We start from the raw sequence: 17,731 nt of genomic DNA, 5'->3' as shown, positions 1-17,731 counted from the left end.
CCGACCCTGTTTGTCGTGCACCTTGCAAACCGGGGCCGGCTCTGGTTCCGTCGGGTTAGGAAACTTTCCTAACCGTGCAGTCCCGGACGGAGCCCCCATGACACCGGCACGCTTCCCGCTACGCCCCGCCGCGGCCGCCGCGGCCCTCGCCAGTGCCCTCCTCCTCACCCTGACCAGCGCACCCGCAGCTCCCGCCGCGCCGACCAGCGCACCCGCAGCTCCCGCCGCACCGGCCCCCACCACGGCATGGCCGGCCGCGGCGGACACCCGGCTCACGGCGCAGATCACGCGAACGTCCGTGTGGGACAGCGGATACGGCGCCGACGTGTCCCTCACCAACCACGGTGACACCACGGCGGACGGCTGGACGATCGAGTTCGACCTGCCCGCCGGAACGACGGTCAGCAGCCACTGGTCCGCCACCAAGACCCGGCAGGGGCAGCACTACCGCTTCTCCAACGTCTCCTACAACGCCACCGTCGCCCCCGGCGCCCGGCAGAGCTTCGGCTTCAACACCGCCGGCACCGGACTGCCCCTCAACTGCACCGTCGACGGCCTGCCCTGCGACGGCGGGGGCACCACACCGACCGACCCGCCCACGGAACCGCCCGCGGCCGGCACTCCCGTGGCCGTCAACGGACAGCTCGAAGTCTGCGGCACCAAGCTCTGCAACGAGCACGGCAACCCGGTCCAGCTGCGCGGCATGAGCACCCACGGCACCCAGTGGTACCCCCAGTGCCTGACCGGCGGCTCGCTCGACGCCCTGGCCCACGACTGGAACGCCGACATCCTGCGCGTCTCCACGTATGTGCAGGAAGGCGGTTACGAGACCGACCCCGCGCACTTCACCGACCTGGCCGACTCCCTGATCCGGCAGGCGAGCGACCGCGGCATGTACGTGATCGTCGACTGGCACATGCTCGACCCCGGCGACCCGCACCTGAACCTCGACAACGCGCGGCGGTTCTTCACCGAGATCGCGAACCGCAACAAGGGCCGCGACAACATCCTCTACGAGATCGCCAACGAGCCCAGCGCGGTGAGCTGGTCGCGGATCAAGAGCTACGCGGAGCAGATCATCCCGGTCATCCGCGCCGTCGACTCCGACGCCCCCGTCCTCGTCGGCACCCGCGCCTGGTCCTCACTCGGCGTCTCCGAGGGCGCCGACGAGTCGGAGGTCGTGAACAACCCGGTCGACGCCTCCAACATCATGTACACCTTCCACTTCTACGCCGCCTCGCACCGGGACGAGTACCTGGCGGCCCTCACCCGTGCCGCGGACCGGATCCCCCTGTTCGTCACCGAGTTCGGCACCCAGGACTACGCCGGCGAGGGCGCCGACGACTTCGCCATGTCCCAGCGCTACCTCGACCTGATGGCGAGCAAGAAGATCAGCTGGACCAACTGGAACTTCTCCGACGACCACCGCTCCGGAGCCGTGTTCGACACCGGCACCTGCCAGGACAACGGCCCCTGGACCGGCACGTCCTCGCTGAAGCCGGCCGGTGCCTGGATCCGCGACCGCATCCGGACCCCGGACAGCTTCCCGACGGACTGACCCGGCACACACGGGAGACCTGCCCGTCCGGCGCTCGTGCCGGGCGGGCAGGCCGGTGCGGCCTCAGGGCAGGATCGAGTCGACGTAACCGCCGTCGACGCGGAGCGCCCCACCGGTGGTGGCGGAGGCCTGGTCGGAGCTGAGGTAGACGACCATGTTGGCGATCTCCTCCGGTTCGATCAGCCGTTGCAGCAGCGACTGCGGGCGGTGCTCCCGCATGAAGGCGCGTTGCGCCTCCTCCCACGGAAGCTCGCGGTCCACCAGCTCGTAGACGAAGTCCTCCACCCCTTCGGTGTGCGTCGGACCGGCGATGACCGAGTTCACCGTGACACCCGTGCCCGCGGCCTGCTTGGCGAACCCGCGGCTCACGGCGAGCACCGCCGTCTTGGACATCCCGTAGTGGATCATCTCGGCGGGAGTGACGATCGCCGAGTCGCTCGCGATGTACTGGACGCGCCCCCAGCCGCGGTCGGTCATCCCGGGCAGGAAGAGCCGGGTCAGCCGGACGGCGGACAGGACGTTCACCTCGAAGTAGCGCCGCCACTCCTCGTCGGTGATCTCCAGCGGGTCCGCGGACCCGAAGATGCCGAGGTTGTTGACGAGGATGTCCACCCGGGGCAGCGCCTCGGCCACCCGCTCGGCGCCGGCCTCGGTGGCCACGTCCGCGGCGACGGGCACCACGTCGGCCCCGGGCACCTCCCGCTCGAGTGCGGCGGCGGCCTCCCGTACGCGCTCGGTGGAGCGTCCGTTGACCGCGACCCGGGCGCCCGCCCGCGCGAGCCCGGTGGCGATCGCCGCGCCGATGCCCTGGGTGGAGCCGGTGACCAGCGCTGTGCGGCCCTTCAGATCGATCTGCACGTCGTGCGTCCCCTTTGCCTGGATGCCTTCGGAAGGCACTGCCCGCGAATCAGTTGCATACGCACACTACCCGCTCGAGCCTGCTACTTCCCCGGACTGCGACGGTCGAATCACCGCAACGGGGGGCATACGCTTCTTGTAACGCAGCACCCCCGAGAGGCGGGAGACGACGTGACGGCCGAGCATGGGGACGTGCCGGACGGCCGGACGCGGGCCGAGGGCACACGCCCCGGCACGACCGGCGACGATCTGCTCCACGGACTGGAGGTGGACGACCGGCGCCCGGAGCGGCCCGTGCTCCTCGACGCCGACGGCACCCCGATCGAGACCTGGCGGGAGAACCACCCCTACGACCGCAGGATCCGCAGAGCGGAGTACGACAGGACCAAACGCATCCTGCAGATCGAACTGCTGAAGATGCAGCGGTGGGTGAAGGACACCGGCCAGCGGATCGTGGTGATCTGCGAGGGACGGGACGCGGCCGGCAAGGGCGGCACCATCCAGCGGTTCATGGAACGCCTCAACCCCCGTGGTGCCCGCGTGGTGGCCCTGGAGAAGCCGACCGAGCGGGAGGCGGGCCAGTGGTACTTCCAGCGCTATGTGGCCCATCTGCCGGCCCGGGGCGAGATCGTCTTCTTCGACCGCTCCTGGTACAACCGCGCCGGAGTCGAGCGGGTCATGGGGTTCTGCACGGACAGCGAGTACCACCAGTTCCTCGAGCAGACTCCGATGTTCGAGCGGCTGCTCACCGACGACGGCATCCTGCTGCTGAAGTTCTGGTTCTCCGTGTCCCGGGCCGAGCAGCGGACCCGGTTCGCCATCCGCCAGGTCGACCCGGTGCGGCGCTGGAAGCTGTCGCCCATGGACCTCGCCTCGCTCGACCTCTGGGACGACTACACCGCGGCCAAGGTCGAGATGTTCCGGGCGACGGACACCCCGCACGCGCCGTGGACGGTCGTGAAGAACAACGACAAGCGCCGGGGCCGGCTGGAGGCCATGCGCTCCCTCCTCGACCACTGCGACTATCCGGCGAAGGACCACGCGGCTCTGGGCAAGCCGGACCCGCTGATCGTGGGCTCGGCGGACACCCTGCTGGAAGCCGGTGAGGAGCCCGCGGCCCTCTCACCGACCCCCCTGGCGGGCCCCGGTCACGGCCCGGGCAGTCACCCGGGCACCTGATCGGCGTGCCCCGCTCACCCCAAGGACACCGTCACCTCACCCGTGCCCGCGGCCTCCGGCCCGCCGGCGACGCGCACCGTGAACGGGCGGTCGGTCCCGGACGCCGTGACCCGCAGGACGTCGCCGTCGCGCCGGACCCGGAACGTCGCGGCCGGCAGTCCCGCCGTGTCCGGCACGGTGATCTCGGCCGTGTAGTCGGGCGCGGCCGGGGGGTGCACGAGCAGGACCGGGGCGTCCAGCCAGTCGCCGTCGGGCCGGGAGTCGTCGCCCGCCAAAGGCAGCACGGCGCCCTCACGGACGTACAGCGGAAGGCTGTCGTATCCGTGCCGTTCGGTGCGCCACCCGGGGCCCGCGACCCGTTCGCCGCTGAGCAGATGGGTCCAGGTGCCCTCCGGCAGATAGACCTCCACCTCGCCGTCCCCGCCGAACACCGGCGCGACCAGGAGGTCGGGGCCCAGCATGTACTGACGGTCGAGCGGACGGCACGCCGGGTCGTGCGGGAACTCCAGCACCATGGGCCGCATCATCGGCACGCCCGTGCGGTGGGCCTCGACGGCGGCACCGTACAGATACGGCATCAGGCGGTGCTTGAGCAGGGTGAACCGCCGGGCGACGTCGACCGCCTCGTCGCCGAACTCCCACGGCACCCGGTAGGACGAGGAGCCGTGCAGCCGGCTGTGGGAGGACAGCAGGCCGAAGGCGAGCCAGCGCTTGAACACCTCGGGATCGGGGGTGCCCTCGAAGCCGCCGATGTCGTGGCTCCAGAAACCGAACCCGCTCAACGACAGGGACAGACCGCCCCTGAGCGACTCGGCCATCGCCTCGAAGGACGACCAGCAGTCGCCGCCCCAGTGCACGGGGTACTGCTGCCCGCCCGCGGTCGCGGACCGGGCGAAGAGCACCGCCTCACCCTGCCCGCGCTCCTTCTCCAGGAGCTCGAACACCGTCCGGTTGTACAGGTGGGTGTAGTAGTTGTGCATCCGCTCCGGATCGGAGCCGTCGTGCCAGACCACGTCGGTGGGGATGCGCTCGCCGAAGTCCGTCTTGAAGCAGTCCACCCCCTGGTCGAGGAGGGGCTTGAGCTTCGACTGGAACCAGGCGCGGGCATCCGGGCTGGTGAAGTCGACCAGACCCATGCCGGCCTGCCACAGGTCCCACTGCCACACGTCGCCGTCGGGGCGGCGCACCAGGTGGCCCAGGGCCGCGGCCTCGTCGAAGAGCGGGGACTTCTGGGCGATGTACGGGTTGATCCAGGCGCTGATCCGCAGGCCCTTCTCCTTGAGCCGGGCCAGCATGCCGTCCGGATCGGGGAAGACGTCCGGGTCCCACTGGAAGTCGCACCACTGGTACTCGCGCATCCAGAAGCAGTCGAAGTGGAAGACGGACAGCGGGATGCCGCGCTCGGACATGCCGTCGACGAACGACGTCACCGTCTCCTCGTCGTAGGACGTGGTGAAGGAGGTGCTCAGCCACAGGCCGAAGGACCAGGCCGGCGGGAGGGCCGGGCGGCCGGTGAGGCCCGTGTAGCGGGTGAGGACCTCCTTGGGGGTGGGGCCGGCCACGACGTAGTACTCCAGCGACTGGTCCTCGACGCTGAACTGCACCTGCCCGACGGACTCGGAGCCGACCTCGAAGGAGACGGCGCCGGGGTGGTTGACGAAGACGCCGTAACCGCGCGAGGAGAGATAGAACGGGACGTTCTTGTAGGCCTGCTCGCTGCTGGTGCCGCCGTCGGCCTGCCAGATGTCGACGGTCTGGCCGTTCTTGACGAACGGCGTGAAGCGCTCGCCCATGCCGTAGATCTGCTCGCCGACGCCCAGCGCCAGCCGGCTCAGCACATGGTGCGCCCCCTCGCCCGTGGTGGCGAAGGCGGTGCTCTTGGCGCCGGCGCGGGTCAGTTCCCGTCCGTCCGCGTCGTGGAAGGTGAGGGCGAAGGGGCCCGCCCCGTCGAGGCGCAGGGTCAGCGGACCACTGGTCAGTTCGGTGACGGTGCCGTCCCGGCGTACCGTCCCCGCGCCGTCCGCCTCACCGGTGAGGGCGAAGTCGGGACCGGGGCGGTGCTTGCCCGCGTGGTGGGTGACCCGGACGCCGATGACGCCCTCGGCGGGGGAGAAGCACTCGACCGTGATCAGCGGTGCGTTCAGGGTGTCGCCCCTGCGTGTCACCTTCTTCACGGCGGCGTAGCCGGTGAAGCGCTTCGATTCCGGGCGCACATCACGCACTTCAGTGGCGTACGAGATCTGGACGCCGTCGCGGATGCGCCAGAAACCGTCGGTGAATTTCATGATCTTCCTCGGAGGGGGAGGGCGGCAGAGGTGTGGGAGGAAGCCTCTGACCAGGAACTATGACAGGAGCCGCAGAACCTGTCACGCCCTGGCGCAAGCAGATCGTATCGCTGGGGGGCTAGCGCGAGCGGCTCCCGCTGGCGTATTAGTAATCAGGCCAAACAAATTACACCCGGTGTAGCGCCAGGCAACACCTTGGCAAGAGCCGCCGCCAGTCGAAGCGCTTCACCACCCTTTCCGAAAGAGTCACCGGCTCGGCACACGCCGAGCCGGTCCCACACAAGGGCACCCACCGTGACAGCACATCCTCCGGTTGCCGCACCCCGCGCGCGTGGACGCTCGCGCAGAGCCGTCACATCGTTCGCCGCCGTCTCCGTCCTCGTCTCCGGAGCGGCACTGACCGGCTGCGCACAGCAGCGCGACAGCGACGTGTACACCGTGATGAACTCCTCGACCGACGAGACCTACCACCGCTGGGACGCCGAGGCGATGGCCCGCTGCGGCAAGCAGCTGGGTGTGACCATCGAGCAGCAGAGCGTCCCCGCGGCGCAGGTGATGACCAAGGCGCTGCGCATGGCCTCCTCGAAGTCGCTGCCGGACATCGTGCAGTTCGACGCCTCCGAGATGCCGACCTTCGCCGAGGCCGGCGGCCTCGCCGACCTGCGCGCCCTGGGCCTGGGCACCGACGACATCCCCGAGGGCATCGTCGACTTCGGCTCCTACAAGGGCACCTACTACGGCGCGGCCCGCTCCGTGAACACGCTCGCGCTCTTCTACAACAAGGACATCCTGGACCAGGCGGGGGTGAAGGTGCCCACCACCTGGGAGGAGCTGCGGGAGACGGCGAAGCAGCTGACCCAGGGCAAGCGGTACGGCCTGGCGCTCAGCGCGGGCGGCGCCGAGGACGGCGTCTTCCAGTTCACGCCGTTCATGTGGTCCAACGGCGGTGACGAGACGGATCTCGACAGCCCGGAGGTCGTCGAGGCGCTCGACTACTGGAAGACGCTGCTCCAGGACGGGTCCCTGTCCAAGTCCACGGTCAACTGGACGCAGGCCGATGTGAACGACCAGTTCATGGCGGGGAACGCCGCGATGATGATCAACGGCCCGTGGCAGGTCGAGACCCTCAACACCAAGAAGTCGCTGCACTGGGGGATCGCGCAGATCCCCGTCCCCGAGTCCGGCGCCGCGTCGGTGGGACCGCTCGGCGGCGCCGTGCTCACCGTGCCGAACACCGGTGACACGCAGCGCGAGAAGACGGCCGGCCGGATCGTCGCCTGTCTGGCGGGGGAGAAGGAACAGCTGACCTACGCCCGCAACAGCTGGATGGTCCCGGCCAACGAGAAGGCCGCCGCCGAGTGGCGCGAGCAGGTGCCCGAACTGGACGCGCTGGCCGACCAGGTCGCCGCCGCCCGGTCCCGCACCGCCAAGCTCGGCGCCGGCTGGTCGGGCGTGTCGCTCGCCCTGCAGAGCGCCTTCCAGTCCGCCCTGACCGGCCAGTCCAGCGAGGCCGCCCTGAAGCGTGCCCAGCAGCGGGCCACGAGCGGGAACTGAGGTACGCGCCCATGACCACGTCCACCGTCACCGCTCCGGCGTCCGCGACGACGCCCGGGAAGGCCCTCGCGCCGGACCCGGCCCGCACGCGCCTGCGCCGCAGGATCGCCCAGTGGGGCTTCGTCGCCCCCGCCGTCGTCTTCATGCTGCTGTTCTTCGGCTACCCGCTCGTCCGCAACGTCCTGATGAGCTTCCAGCACTACACACCGAAGACGTTCTTCACCGGCGAGGCACCCTTCAACGGCACCGACAACTGGTCGTCCGTCTTCCAGGACGTCCTCTTCGGCAAGGCGCTGTGGCACACCCTCGTCTTCACCGTCGGCTCCCTGCTCGGCCAGTTCTGCATCGGGCTCGCCCTCGCCGTCTTCTTCAACCGCAGGTTCCCCCTCGGCGGCGTCCTGCGGTCACTGATCCTGCTGCCCTGGCTGGTGCCCATGGTGGTGTCCGGCATCGTGTGGCGCCGCATCCTCGACCAGGACACCGGCGTGCTGAACACCTTCCTGGGCACCCTCGGCCTGGACGGCAACACCCCGTGGCTGACCAGTCCCGACATGGCCCTGCTCTCGGTGATCCTGGTCAACATCTGGATCGGCATCCCGTTCAACATGGTCATCCTCTACGGCGGCCTCCAGGAGATCCCGAAGGAGCTGTACGAGGCGTCCTCCCTGGACGGTGCCTCGGCCTGGCGGACCTTCCGCTCCATCACGCTGCCGCTGCTCAAGCCGGTGATCACGGTCGTCCTCGTGCTCGGCTTCATGTCGACGGTCAAGATCCTCGACCTGATCCTCGCCCTCACCGACGGCGGTCCCGCCGACGCCACCCAGACGCTCGGCACGCTCACCTACCAGAACTCCTTCGTGGAACTGGACTTCGGCGCCGGCGCGGTCGTCGGCAACGTGCTCATCCTCATCTCCGCGGTGTTCGCGGTGTTCTACCTGCGGGCCAACCGCACCGAGGGGAAGTGACCGACATGGCCGCCCACGCACCCACCGCGTCCCGGCGCCGCTGGGGCTCCACCGTCGCCGGTGTACTCGTCCTCGGCGTGATGCTCTTCCCCCTGTACTGGATGCTCAACACGGCGCTCCAGCCCGAGTCGGGCCTCCTCCAGGTCGACCCGGTGCCCGCCGGCCTGGACCTGTCCGGCTTCTCCAAGGCCCTCGGCGACCAGGGCGGTCACCTGCTGACCTCGCTGGTGGTCTCGTTCGGCGCCGTCGCCATCTGCCTGGCCGTCTCCGCGCCGGCGGCGTACGGACTGGCCCGGTTCGGGCTGCGCGGCTCGCGCACCATCGTGTTCGGCACCCTGATCACGCAGATGGTGCCGGGCATCGTCATCGCCAACGCCCTGTACAACTCGTACGTCGATCTGGGCCTGGTGAACTCCTACTTCGGCCTGATGCTCGCGGACGCCTCGCTCGGCATCCCGTTCTCCATCGTGCTGATGCGCTCCTTCATGGTGTCCATTCCCGGCGAGGTCCTCGAGGCCGCCGAGATCGACGGTGCCGGACCGGTACGGACCTTCGTCCGGGTGGTGCTGCCGATGAGCCGCAACTCCCTGATCACCTCCGGGCTGTTCGCGTTCCTGTTCTCGTGGAGCGACTTCATGTTCGCGCTCACCCTGAACACCACCGACGACGTCAAGCCGATCACGCTGGGCATCTACCAGTACATCGGCGCCCACGTCGGCGACTGGGGCTCGGTGATGGCCGCGTCCGTGCTCTCCGCCGTCCCGGCGGCGATCCTGCTCGTCCTCGCCCAGAAGTACATCGCCGCCGGGATCACCGGGGGCTCCGTCAAGTGATCAACGCACGTATCGAGATGGACCGATCCGCATGAGTGACTTTCCCGGTTTCCCGCCCGGCTTCGTCTTCGGGGCCGCGACCGCCTCGTACCAGATCGAGGGCGCGGCGTACGAGGACGGCCGCGGCCCGTCGATCTGGGACACCTACAGCCACACCCCCGGCCTGGTCGTGAACGGTGACACGGGTGACGTCGCCTGCGACCACTACCACCGCTACCCCGAGGACGTGGCGCTGCTGCGCGACCTCGGCGTCGGCTCGTACCGCTTCTCCGTCGCCTGGCCCCGCATCGTGCCCGACGGAACCGGCCCGGTGAACCCCAAGGGCCTGGACTTCTACTCGCGTCTGGTGGACGAGCTGCTCGCCGCCGGCATCGAGCCGGCCGCCACCCTCTACCACTGGGACCTCCCGCAGGCCCTGGAAGACCGGGGCGGCTGGCGGGTGCGGGAGACGGCGGAACGGTTCGCCGAGTACGCGGCCGTCGTCGCCGAGCACCTGGGCGACCGGGTACCGCGCTGGATCACCCTCAACGAGCCGTGGTGCAGCGCCTTCCTCGGCTACTCCGTCGGCCGTCACGCCCCCGGCGCCCGCGAGGGCCGGGGCGCGCTGGCCGCCGCGCACCACCTGCTGGTCGGCCACGGTCTGGCCGTGCGGGCGCTGCGGGCCGCGGGGGTCCGTGAAGTGGGCATCACCCTCAATCTCGACCACCACCTGCCCGCGACCGACTCCGCCGCCGACCGGGCGGCCGTCGTACGCGCCGACACCCTGCACAACCTGGTGTGGACGGAGCCGATCCTCGCCGGGCGCTACCCGGACACCGAGGAGGACACCTGGGGTGAGCTGATCACCGGACAGGACTTCCGCCGCGACGGCGACCTGGAGCTGATCTCCCAGCCGCTGGACTTCCTCGGCGTCAACTACTACCGCCCGATCGTCGTCGCCGACGCACCCCACCGCGAGGGGGACCCCGCCCTGCGCGTGGCGACCGACAACCGCTACGCCGAGACACCGATGCCCGGCGTCCGGCACACCGCGATGGGCTGGCCGGTGGCCCCTGCCACCCTCACCGATCTCCTGGTGGATCTGAAGGAGCAGTACGGGGACGCCCTGCCGCCGATCCACATCACCGAGAACGGCTCGGCCGAGGACGACGAGGTGAGCGCCGACGGCGCCGTGCACGACAGCGACCGCGTGACCTATCTGCGCGAGCACCTCATCGCCCTGCGGGCCGCGATCGAGGCCGGTGTCGACGTCCGCGGCTACTACGTGTGGTCACTGCTCGACAACTTCGAGTGGGCCTTCGGGTACGACAAGCGCTTCGGGATCGTCCGGGTCGACTACGCCACCCAGAAGCGCACCCCGAAGGACAGCTACCACTGGTACCGGAGGATGATCGCCGCCCAGCGCGCCTGACGCGACGGGACCGTCGGCTCAGGCGGCGCCTTCCCGGTCGTCGAAGGCGTCGCCGATGGCCTCCTCCGTCTGCTCCGCGAGCGGCCGGACCACGGGCGTGCCGGTCGGGGTGAGCCCGTCGGGCCGCCCACCGGAGGCGTCCGTCCCGGGAGCGTCCGCCCGGGGGGTGTCCGTCCCGGAAGCGGCGACGGGCTTGCGGAGCAGGAGCAGCGCGGCATCGTCGTGCAGCCGGCCGCCCACGTGGGCCAGCAGTTCCTGGTGCAGCGCGGCGAGCGTACGGGACGGCTCGTCGCACACATGCCGGGTCAGGCCTTCGGCCAGCGGGTAGAACTCCCGGTCGGCGTCCCGGGCCTCCGTGACACCGTCGGTGTAGAGCAGCAGCTGGTCCCCCTCGGTGAAGGACACCACCTGGAGGCTGGGGGCCTCGCCCGACAGGGCGCGCAGCCCCAGGGGCGGCGACGGGCGGACGGGGGTCACCGTCACCACGTCGGTGCCGCGGATCATCAGCGGAGGCGCGTGGCCGCAGTTGACCATCTCCAGACGCCCGGGCTCCGGGTATCCGGCGACCACGGCGGTGACGAAGTCGTCGTACCCGAGATTGCGGGCCAGGCTCCGCTCGATCCGGCAGACGACGTCCAGCAGATCCGGCTCGTCGTAGGCCGCCTCCCGGAAGACACCGAGCACGAGGGCGGCCGTCCCCACGGCCGGCAGGCCCTTGCCGCGCACATCGCCGACGATCATCCTGACCCCGTGCGGGGTGGGGATGAGGGCGTAGAGGTCACCGCCGATCCGGGCCTCGGCCGCCGCGGCGGTGTAGTGGACCGCCGCCTGGAACGGGCCGACGGTCTCCGGGACCGGCTTGAGCAGGGCGTGCTGCGCGGTCTCGGCCACGGAGCGGACGGCGGCGAGCACCCGCTCCCGACGCCCGCGCAGGGCGCCGGCGAGGGCACCGGCCAGGGTGACGGTCACCAGCGCGGCGAGTACGACGCCCAGCTCCGAGGCCGGCATGCCGTGCCGGACGCCGATCGCCGCGCCGAGCAGGGCGGCGACGAGGCCGACGCCGAGGACCTTGAGCGGCCGGCTGGTGGCCGCCGCCAGGGCCGGCCCGGCGGCGAGCAGCGGCAGCCAGATCTTGCCGGTACCGCCGACGAGGTCGACGCACACGACGGCGAAGGCGATCAGCAGGGGCAGGACGGGGGTACCCGCGGCCCAGTGTGCGACGGCGCGTGTCCGTGGTGACGATGCGCGCCCGACCCCCCGCTTGTGGTGCCGAAACGGCCACTGGTCGCGACCATGCTGACGGGCATGACTCATGTGTCGTCCGCTGTCCTCACGTTTACGCGGCGTACGCGTGTCCCGAATGTCTGCTTATTCTGCTTATTCAGGAAAGATGATCGTTGCGAACGTCACAAGGGGGTGCTTTTCAAATGGTGAGCGACAGTCCCCGGGTCACCCGTCCGGCCACGGGGAGGAGCCGCTCGCGGACCTTCTCGAGCCGGGAGAGCCGGTCCTTGCGCATGGACACGCCGAGCGAACCCAGTGTGTTCCCGCTGTACACGGGCACCGCGACACAGACGGTGCCGAGGGAGTACTCCTCCACGTCGGTGACGGCCGGCGCCAGGGCGGTGGACTCGATCCGGCGGATCAGCTCCACGGCCGTGGTGATCGTCCGCGGGGTGAGGTCGTTGAGGGGGTGCCGGGAGAGGTACTCCCTGCGTGCCTCGTCGTCCAGTTCCCGCAGCACGGCCTTGCCCAGTGCGGTGGCGTGCCCGGCGTCCTCGAAACCCACCCAGAGTTCGGCCCGCGGGGTGCGGGGGCTGTCGACGATCTCGGCGACACGGATCTCGCCGTCCTCGTAGAAGGTGAGATAAGCGGCGGTGGAGAGCTCGTCGCGCAGCGCGGTGAGCGCCGGGCGGACCCGGCTCAGCAGCGCCTGCCCGCGGCCCGCCGTGTGTAGGGTCCGCAACCGGTCGCCCAGGACGAACGCGCCGTCGTCCAGTTTGCGCAGATACCCGTCGTGCACCAGCGTGCGCAGCAGGTGGTAGGCGGTGGCCAGGGGCAGGCCCGTCTCCCGTGCCAGCTGTTTCGCCGGCGCGCCGTTCTGATGGGCGCTCGCCGCCTCCAGCAGCCGGAAGGCGCGCTGGACGGAACCGATGAGCGTCGGGCCGCCACCCATGGGACCAGCCTGCCCCGGCCCACCGCCGCAGGCAAGAGCGGGCCCCCGTCCCGCCCGGACGCATCCGGGCGGGACGGGGGCTTCCAGCGGGCGGCCGAGGCCGTCAGTCGCCGGTGGCCGGGGCGGGCGGCACGGGCATCCCGTGGACGGTGGAGGTGTGTCCGGCGCGGACCACCTGGGTCGCCCCGTCGCGGGTCCACCCGTTGTCGTCCTCGGGGGCGAGCTCGTAGTGCTTCGGCCCCGAGACGGCGACCGTGTACACCGGGCCGGTGGTCAGGCCGGGAGTGGAGGTGGCGTCGGCGTCTCCTCGGAGAAGATCATGAACTCCGGGAGAAGTCACGCGCGGGGGAACGCGGCCGGGGCCCGCGTCCAGGGGGCCCCGGCCGGTGAGTCGGAGGAGTGTGCGAGGTTCGGGCCGTCGACGGTCAGGCCGTCAGGGGGCCGGAACCTCGTCCACGAAGGACGTGCCGGCGGCACGGTAGGCGTTGATCTTCGCGCTGACCTGGGCCGGCGTGAGCACCTGGTCCTTCACGTGCAGGACGTAGTCCACCTGCTGGTCGTAGGCGCGGGGCGCGGTCGACGTCTGCCCCTGGAGGTCGATCAGCCACTGGTTGAAGTTGATCGACATCGGGCGCTCGGGCAGGTACGCGGCGCCGTGCGTGCCGAAGCGCTGTCCGTCGATGTAGTAGGTGATGGCGCTGTCGTCGATGGTGACGACGAGGTCGTGCCAGCCGGCGAAGCTCTGCCGGCTCTCGCTGTGCTGGTTGACCGCCTGCCAGGGGTCCGGATTGAAGGTCTCCCAGGAGGTCGTGTAGAGGATGTTGGCCGGCTCGCCCCAGCCGCCGTTGGGCAGGTACTCGAAGTCGTACTCGGCGTAGTCGTCGGCCATGGGGGCCTTGAGGTCGTTGATGGTGAAGAAGGCCTGGACGATCCGGTCGCCGTCGGGCCCGTACTTCGGCGTGTCGGAGAACCGGACGCGGGCGGCGTAGGTGCCGTTGCGGAACTTCATGCTCTTGGTGAGGATCTCGGTGTGCGTGGTGGAGGCGCCGGTGCCGGCGGTGGAGGTCTCCAGGTTCATCACCGAGTTGCCGCCCGAGGCGCTGAAGGTGACCTTGGACGGGTCCCAGGTCGCGCCGGGCACCCCCGGGCCGCCGGAGTTGGCGCGCACGCTCCAGCCGTGCGCGGAGATCGCCGGGTCGGTGTGCGAGGTGTAGTCGAAGTCGTCGAACAGGGCCTGGCCGCCGCCCGGCGGGTCGGTCGGACCGGGCGAGTCGTCGCCCTCGGGCGCCGTGCCCCACACCGTGGCGCCGGCGAGCCGAGCGGTGACCTTGTTCCAGTCGGCGTAGGAGGTCTGGGCGCCGTTGAAGGAGTAGTCGTCGCTCTGCGCCAGCGTCTGCCAGTTCGTCCGGTGGAAGCGCAGCTGCATGTCCCCGGAGTCGGCGCCGGGGGCCAGTGAACCGGCGGACGGGGTGAACCCGATCTCCAGGTAGCGGTCGGCCGTCGCGGTGGGGTGGGCGAGAGTGCCGAACGTGCCGGTGATGGCGGAGCAGCCCCTGACCGCCCAGGAGCAGGCGAAGCGGTACGTGGCGTCCGGGGCGTCGGCCTTGAAGTAGTAGCGGATCTTCACCTGGCTCAACTGGACGGTGCCGGCACCGGTGTTGCGGACCTTGAGCCAGGGCTCGCTCTGGTCGGCGGTGGCCCCGCCCGATCCGGTGCGGTACTGCACGGTGAGGGGGCCGTCCGCGGCGGCGGCGGTGGTGGCGGGAAGGCCGGCCAGGGCGGCGCTGCCGAGCAGGGCGGTCAGCGCGAGTGCCGCTCGGGTGCGGCGGCCGGTGGGACGAGTGCTCATCCGTGTTCCTTTCGCTGTGGGGGGTGGCGCACGGTGGATCGTCTGTGCGGCGTGCGGGGGTGATGCCGCCCGCCGCGGGGCTCGTGGCGGCGGCCCGGGCCCTCGCGGGATGCGCGTCCCGGCGGGGACGGGCGTCGGGCACGCACCCTCCTCGGAGTTGACCAGTTGGCCCCCGAGGCTTTACCAGTCGATGTCGAACGAAGGTGGCATAGACCAATGTGGCCGTCAACCCTCCCCGCAGAGCGCGGATTTGACGTCCGGGGACGGATTCCCTCGACCGGCGGACCGGTTATGGTCGAAGCCATACCAGTGCCCGACGGTCACACGGCCCGCCGATCCGACGACGAACGGGAGTCCCGTATGGAGACCGATCGCGCCGCCTCCGGTGCCGTGCTCAAGCGTGAGCGGGTGCGCGACGCGATCCTCGAACTCATCGAGGCCCGGCGCCCCGGCGACGCCATCCCCTCGGAACGCAGTCTGTGCGCCCGACTCGGCGTGTCACGCCCGACGCTGCGCGCCGCGGTGGACGAACTCGTGGTGGCGGGACTGCTGGTGCGCGAGCACGGCCGCGGCATGTTCGTGGCCGCCGAGAAGATCACCCAGGAGCTGGTGTCGCAGCGGAACTCCTTCACCCTGCCCCGGGCCACGGGTGTGTGGACCAGCAGGCTCCTGGAGTTCCGCACCCTGCCGGCCGGGGCCCGGGTGGGGCGCAGGCTGCGCGTGTCACCGGCGGCGCGGATCCATTACGTGGCCCGTCTCCGGCTGGTCGACGGCTCGCCCATGGCCATCGAGCATCTGCACGTCCCGGCGGACCTCGTGCCGGAGCTGACCAGGGAGGAACTGGAACAGGGCGATCTGTACGAGCACTTCCGGGACCGGCACGGGGTGCAGGTCGGTGAGGCGGTGCAGTCCATCGAACCCACGGTGGTGACCCGCGCGGAGGCGGACCTGCTGGACGTCCCCGAGTTCTCGCCGGCCCTGCTCTTCGAGCGCCTCACCACCGGCACCACCGGCCGGCCGGTCGAGTACGTCCACTCGCTCTACCGGGGGGACCGGTACCGCATCGTCTCCCGGCTCACCCTCGGCCCGGCCGCCGCCCGGCCGGAGCCACCGGGGGGACACCAGCCGGGCATCCCTCCGGGCGACTTGCTGTCCGGCGGCCCGGTGACCTTCTCCCCGCAGGCAGTGGTGCAGCGGGACGGGTGAGGCGGCGGACGCGCCGCGGTGCCCCGGCGACGGCCCCCGCGCGCCGGTGCGCGGAAACCACGACCGAGGGCCGGGGCCCGGACCGGTCACAGGATCGCGGCGCTCGGCGTCCCGGGCCGGCAGTCGGCAGCCGGCAGCCGGCAACGGACAGTTGGCGTCCCCGCCCCGGCGGCCCGAACGGCGGCCCGACCGGCGGCTCAGGGGCCGGCGTCCGGTGGCCGTCCGGCGACCCGGCTCCCCGTGCCCGACCGCGTGCGGCGGTCTGACGCCCACGGCTCGCCCGGTGTTCGGCGTCCGGTCTCGGAAGGCCTGGTGTCCATGGCGCGCTCGGTGTTCGGCGTCCGGTCTCGGAAGACCGGGTGCCCACGGCCCGCCCGGTGTTCGGCGTCCGACCTCCGAAGACTTGGCGCCCACGGCCCGCACCGGCGCCCCGCGTCCCGCGTCCTTGCGTCCGGGGTTCGGCGGGTTGGTCCCGGTGGGGGCCCGAGCGGGCTCCCGTCGCGGTGCGTCGGCGAAGACTCGGAAATTCCTTAGGCCTTTCGGTGCTTGCATGGCCGTCACGAGGACGGCTCGTGAGTCAGCGCAGGCCGTGCGTCTCGGCATGCGGCAGGACCGGACAGGCACCGGTGCGCCTCAGGACGCGCGTCCCGCCTCGGATGAAGCCGCTTCCGGTCCGCGGGCGCGGTGCCGGCTCCACGCCGACCGGTCCTCTCCGTGGCGGTGGAAAGAGAGAAGATGTCCAAGCGCGCACTGATCACCGGAATCACCGGACAGGACGGCTCGTACCTGGCGGAACACCTGCTGAGCCAGGGGTACGCGGTGTGGGGGCTCTGCCGTGGGCAGGCCAACCCGCGAAAGGACCGGATCGCCGAGATGATCCCCGGTCTGTCCTTCGTGGACGGCGACCTGATGGACCAGGGGAGCCTGGTCTCGGCGGTCGACCTGGTCCAGCCCGACGAGGTCTACAACCTGGGGGCGATCTCCTTCGTCCCCATGTCCTGGCAGCAGCCCGAACTGGTCACCGAGGTCAACGGCACCGGCGTGCTGCGCATGCTCGAGGCCATCCGCATGGTCAGCGGACTGAGCAAGTCCTCCGGCGGCGCCTCCCGCGGCCAGATCCGCTTCTACCAGGCGTCCTCCTCGGAGATGTTCGGGCAGGTCGTGGAGAGCCCGCAGAGCGAGACGACCCGGTTCCACCCGCGCAGCCCGTACGGCGTGGCCAAGACGTTCGGCCACTACATCACCCGCAACTACCGCGAGTCGTTCGGGATGTACGGCGTCTCCGGGATCCTCTTCAACCACGAGTCCCCGCGCCGCGGCGCCGAGTTCGTGACCCGGAAGATCACCCTGGCGGTGGCCCAGATCAAGCTGGGCCTGATGGACAAGGTCAGCCTCGGCAACCTGGACGCCGAGCGCGACTGGGGCTTCGCCGGCGACTACGTGCGTGCCATGCACCTGATGCTCCAGCAGGAGGAGCCCGGCGACTACGTCGTGGGCACCGGGCGGATGCACACCGTGCGCGACGCGGCACGCATCGCCTTCGAGCACGTGGGCCTGGACTGGCGCGACCACGTCGTGGTCGACCCCGGACTGGTGCGGCCCGCCGAGGTCGAGACGCTGTGCGCCGATTCGACCAACGCCCGCAAGGAGCTGGGCTGGGAGCCCGAGGTCGACTTCGAGCAGCTGATGCGCATGATGGTCGAGTCCGACCTGCGCCAGGCCTCGCGCGATCGCGACTACAGCCGGCTGGTGGCGGCCGCCGGCAGCTGGTAGGCCCGTCCGGCCGTCGGGCCGTCCGCCCCGGCCTCACACACTAGGGATTTCCGCAGACGTACCGCCCGAGACTGGGCCCATGGT

The 17,731-nt window shown here is 70.8% G+C and carries 14 protein-coding genes; 8 read left to right on the top strand and 6 right to left on the bottom strand.

Going from position 1 to position 17,731, the window contains the following annotated elements; genetic code table 11:
* The first annotated feature begins 97 nt into the window (after window positions 1–97).
* A complete protein-coding gene (locus tag IE178_RS07330) occupies window positions 98–1,558 on the top strand; it encodes a cellulase family glycosylhydrolase (RefSeq protein ID WP_193511673.1) in 1,461 nt (486 codons plus the stop codon).
* 63 nt (window positions 1,559–1,621) lie between these two features.
* On the opposite strand, the gene IE178_RS07325 is transcribed toward IE178_RS07330, so the two are convergent.
* Window positions 1,622–2,416, bottom strand: coding sequence for an SDR family NAD(P)-dependent oxidoreductase (locus tag IE178_RS07325; RefSeq protein WP_184762807.1), 795 nt, complete (start codon window positions 2,414–2,416; stop codon window positions 1,622–1,624).
* A 171-nt stretch (window positions 2,417–2,587) separates the two neighbouring features.
* On the opposite strand from IE178_RS07325, the gene ppk2 reads away from it, so the two are divergent.
* The gene (gene ppk2 / locus IE178_RS07320; protein WP_373301194.1) at window positions 2,588–3,595 is read left to right on the top strand and encodes a polyphosphate kinase 2; all 1,008 of its coding nucleotides are present in this window, start codon (window positions 2,588–2,590) and stop codon (window positions 3,593–3,595) included.
* A 14-nt stretch (window positions 3,596–3,609) separates the two neighbouring features.
* Here ppk2 and yicI read toward each other — a convergent pair whose 3' ends face one another.
* The gene (gene yicI, locus IE178_RS07315) at window positions 3,610–5,880 is read right to left on the bottom strand and encodes an alpha-xylosidase (RefSeq protein ID WP_184762808.1); all 2,271 of its coding nucleotides are present in this window, start codon (window positions 5,878–5,880) and stop codon (window positions 3,610–3,612) included.
* A 294-nt stretch (window positions 5,881–6,174) separates the two neighbouring features.
* Between yicI and IE178_RS07310 the strand changes: the two genes are divergently transcribed.
* The 4 genes from IE178_RS07310 to IE178_RS07295 are packed head-to-tail and all read left to right on the top strand — an operon-like array spanning window position 6,175 to window position 10,643.
* A complete protein-coding gene (locus IE178_RS07310) occupies window positions 6,175–7,434 on the top strand; it encodes an ABC transporter substrate-binding protein (protein ID WP_184762809.1) in 1,260 nt (419 codons plus the stop codon).
* An 11-nt stretch (window positions 7,435–7,445) separates the two neighbouring features.
* Window positions 7,446–8,399 (top strand): carbohydrate ABC transporter permease, encoded by a 954-nt coding sequence (locus IE178_RS07305; RefSeq protein WP_193511672.1) that lies wholly within the window; start codon window positions 7,446–7,448, stop codon window positions 8,397–8,399.
* 5 nt (window positions 8,400–8,404) lie between these two features.
* Window positions 8,405–9,232 carry a carbohydrate ABC transporter permease gene (locus IE178_RS07300; RefSeq protein WP_184762811.1) on the top strand — a complete coding sequence of 276 codons (828 nt, stop codon included), beginning with the start codon at window positions 8,405–8,407 and terminating at the stop codon, window positions 9,230–9,232.
* Between the two features lie 31 nt (window positions 9,233–9,263).
* Window positions 9,264–10,643 carry a GH1 family beta-glucosidase gene (locus tag IE178_RS07295; protein WP_184762812.1) on the top strand — a complete coding sequence of 460 codons (1,380 nt, stop codon included), beginning with the start codon at window positions 9,264–9,266 and terminating at the stop codon, window positions 10,641–10,643.
* A gap of 18 nt (window positions 10,644–10,661) precedes the next feature.
* Here IE178_RS07295 and IE178_RS07290 read toward each other — a convergent pair whose 3' ends face one another.
* From IE178_RS07290 to IE178_RS07275, 4 genes are all read right to left on the bottom strand, one after another.
* A complete protein-coding gene (locus IE178_RS07290) occupies window positions 10,662–11,957 on the bottom strand; it encodes a PP2C family protein-serine/threonine phosphatase (protein ID WP_193511671.1) in 1,296 nt (431 codons plus the stop codon).
* A 109-nt stretch (window positions 11,958–12,066) separates the two neighbouring features.
* Window positions 12,067–12,819, bottom strand: a complete 753-nt coding sequence (locus IE178_RS07285) for an IclR family transcriptional regulator (RefSeq protein WP_184762814.1) — start codon at window positions 12,817–12,819, stop codon at window positions 12,067–12,069.
* 103 nt (window positions 12,820–12,922) lie between these two features.
* Window positions 12,923–13,159 carry a hypothetical protein gene (locus IE178_RS07280; RefSeq protein WP_193511670.1) on the bottom strand — a complete coding sequence of 79 codons (237 nt, stop codon included), beginning with the start codon at window positions 13,157–13,159 and terminating at the stop codon, window positions 12,923–12,925.
* A 93-nt stretch (window positions 13,160–13,252) separates the two neighbouring features.
* Window positions 13,253–14,668, bottom strand: a complete 1,416-nt coding sequence (locus IE178_RS07275; RefSeq protein WP_193511669.1) for a cellulose binding domain-containing protein — start codon at window positions 14,666–14,668, stop codon at window positions 13,253–13,255.
* Window positions 14,669–15,028: 360 nt separating this feature from the next.
* On the opposite strand from IE178_RS07275, the gene IE178_RS07270 reads away from it, so the two are divergent.
* Both IE178_RS07270 and IE178_RS07265 read left to right on the top strand, forming a co-directional pair.
* Entirely contained in the window at window positions 15,029–15,874 is an 846-nt protein-coding gene (locus IE178_RS07270) for a GntR family transcriptional regulator (RefSeq protein WP_193511668.1), read from the top strand.
* Between the two features lie 735 nt (window positions 15,875–16,609).
* The gene (locus tag IE178_RS07265) at window positions 16,610–17,647 is read left to right on the top strand and encodes a GDP-mannose 4,6-dehydratase (RefSeq protein WP_184762818.1); all 1,038 of its coding nucleotides are present in this window, start codon (window positions 16,610–16,612) and stop codon (window positions 17,645–17,647) included.
* The last annotated feature ends 84 nt before the right edge of the window (window positions 17,648–17,731 follow it).

Source organism: Streptomyces griseoloalbus (assembly GCA_014650015.1).
Classification (GTDB): domain Bacteria; phylum Actinomycetota; class Actinomycetes; order Streptomycetales; family Streptomycetaceae; genus Streptomyces; species Streptomyces griseoloalbus.
Note: the sequence above shows the minus strand (reverse complement) of the source record. Positions and strands in the feature narration are given on the sequence as shown.

Bases quoted from the DNA above. Each gene is read 5' to 3' on its own strand.
- IE178_RS07330 (WP_193511673.1), top strand. From the start codon at position 98: ATGACACCGGCACGCTTCCCGCTACGCCCCGCCGCGGCCGCCGCGGCC.
- yicI (WP_184762808.1), bottom strand. From the start codon at position 5,880: ATGAAATTCACCGACGGTTTCTGGCGCATCCGCGACGGCGTCCAGATC.
- IE178_RS07305 (WP_193511672.1), top strand. From the start codon at position 7,446: ATGACCACGTCCACCGTCACCGCTCCGGCGTCCGCGACGACGCCCGGG.
- IE178_RS07300 (WP_184762811.1), top strand. From the start codon at position 8,405: ATGGCCGCCCACGCACCCACCGCGTCCCGGCGCCGCTGGGGCTCCACC.
- IE178_RS07295 (WP_184762812.1), top strand. From the start codon at position 9,264: ATGAGTGACTTTCCCGGTTTCCCGCCCGGCTTCGTCTTCGGGGCCGCG.
- IE178_RS07290 (WP_193511671.1), bottom strand. From the start codon at position 11,957: ATGAGTCATGCCCGTCAGCATGGTCGCGACCAGTGGCCGTTTCGGCAC.
- IE178_RS07285 (WP_184762814.1), bottom strand. From the start codon at position 12,819: ATGGGTGGCGGCCCGACGCTCATCGGTTCCGTCCAGCGCGCCTTCCGG.
- IE178_RS07275 (WP_193511669.1), bottom strand. From the start codon at position 14,668: ATGAGCACTCGTCCCACCGGCCGCCGCACCCGAGCGGCACTCGCGCTG.
- IE178_RS07270 (WP_193511668.1), top strand. From the start codon at position 15,029: ATGGAGACCGATCGCGCCGCCTCCGGTGCCGTGCTCAAGCGTGAGCGG.
- IE178_RS07265 (WP_184762818.1), top strand. From the start codon at position 16,610: ATGTCCAAGCGCGCACTGATCACCGGAATCACCGGACAGGACGGCTCG.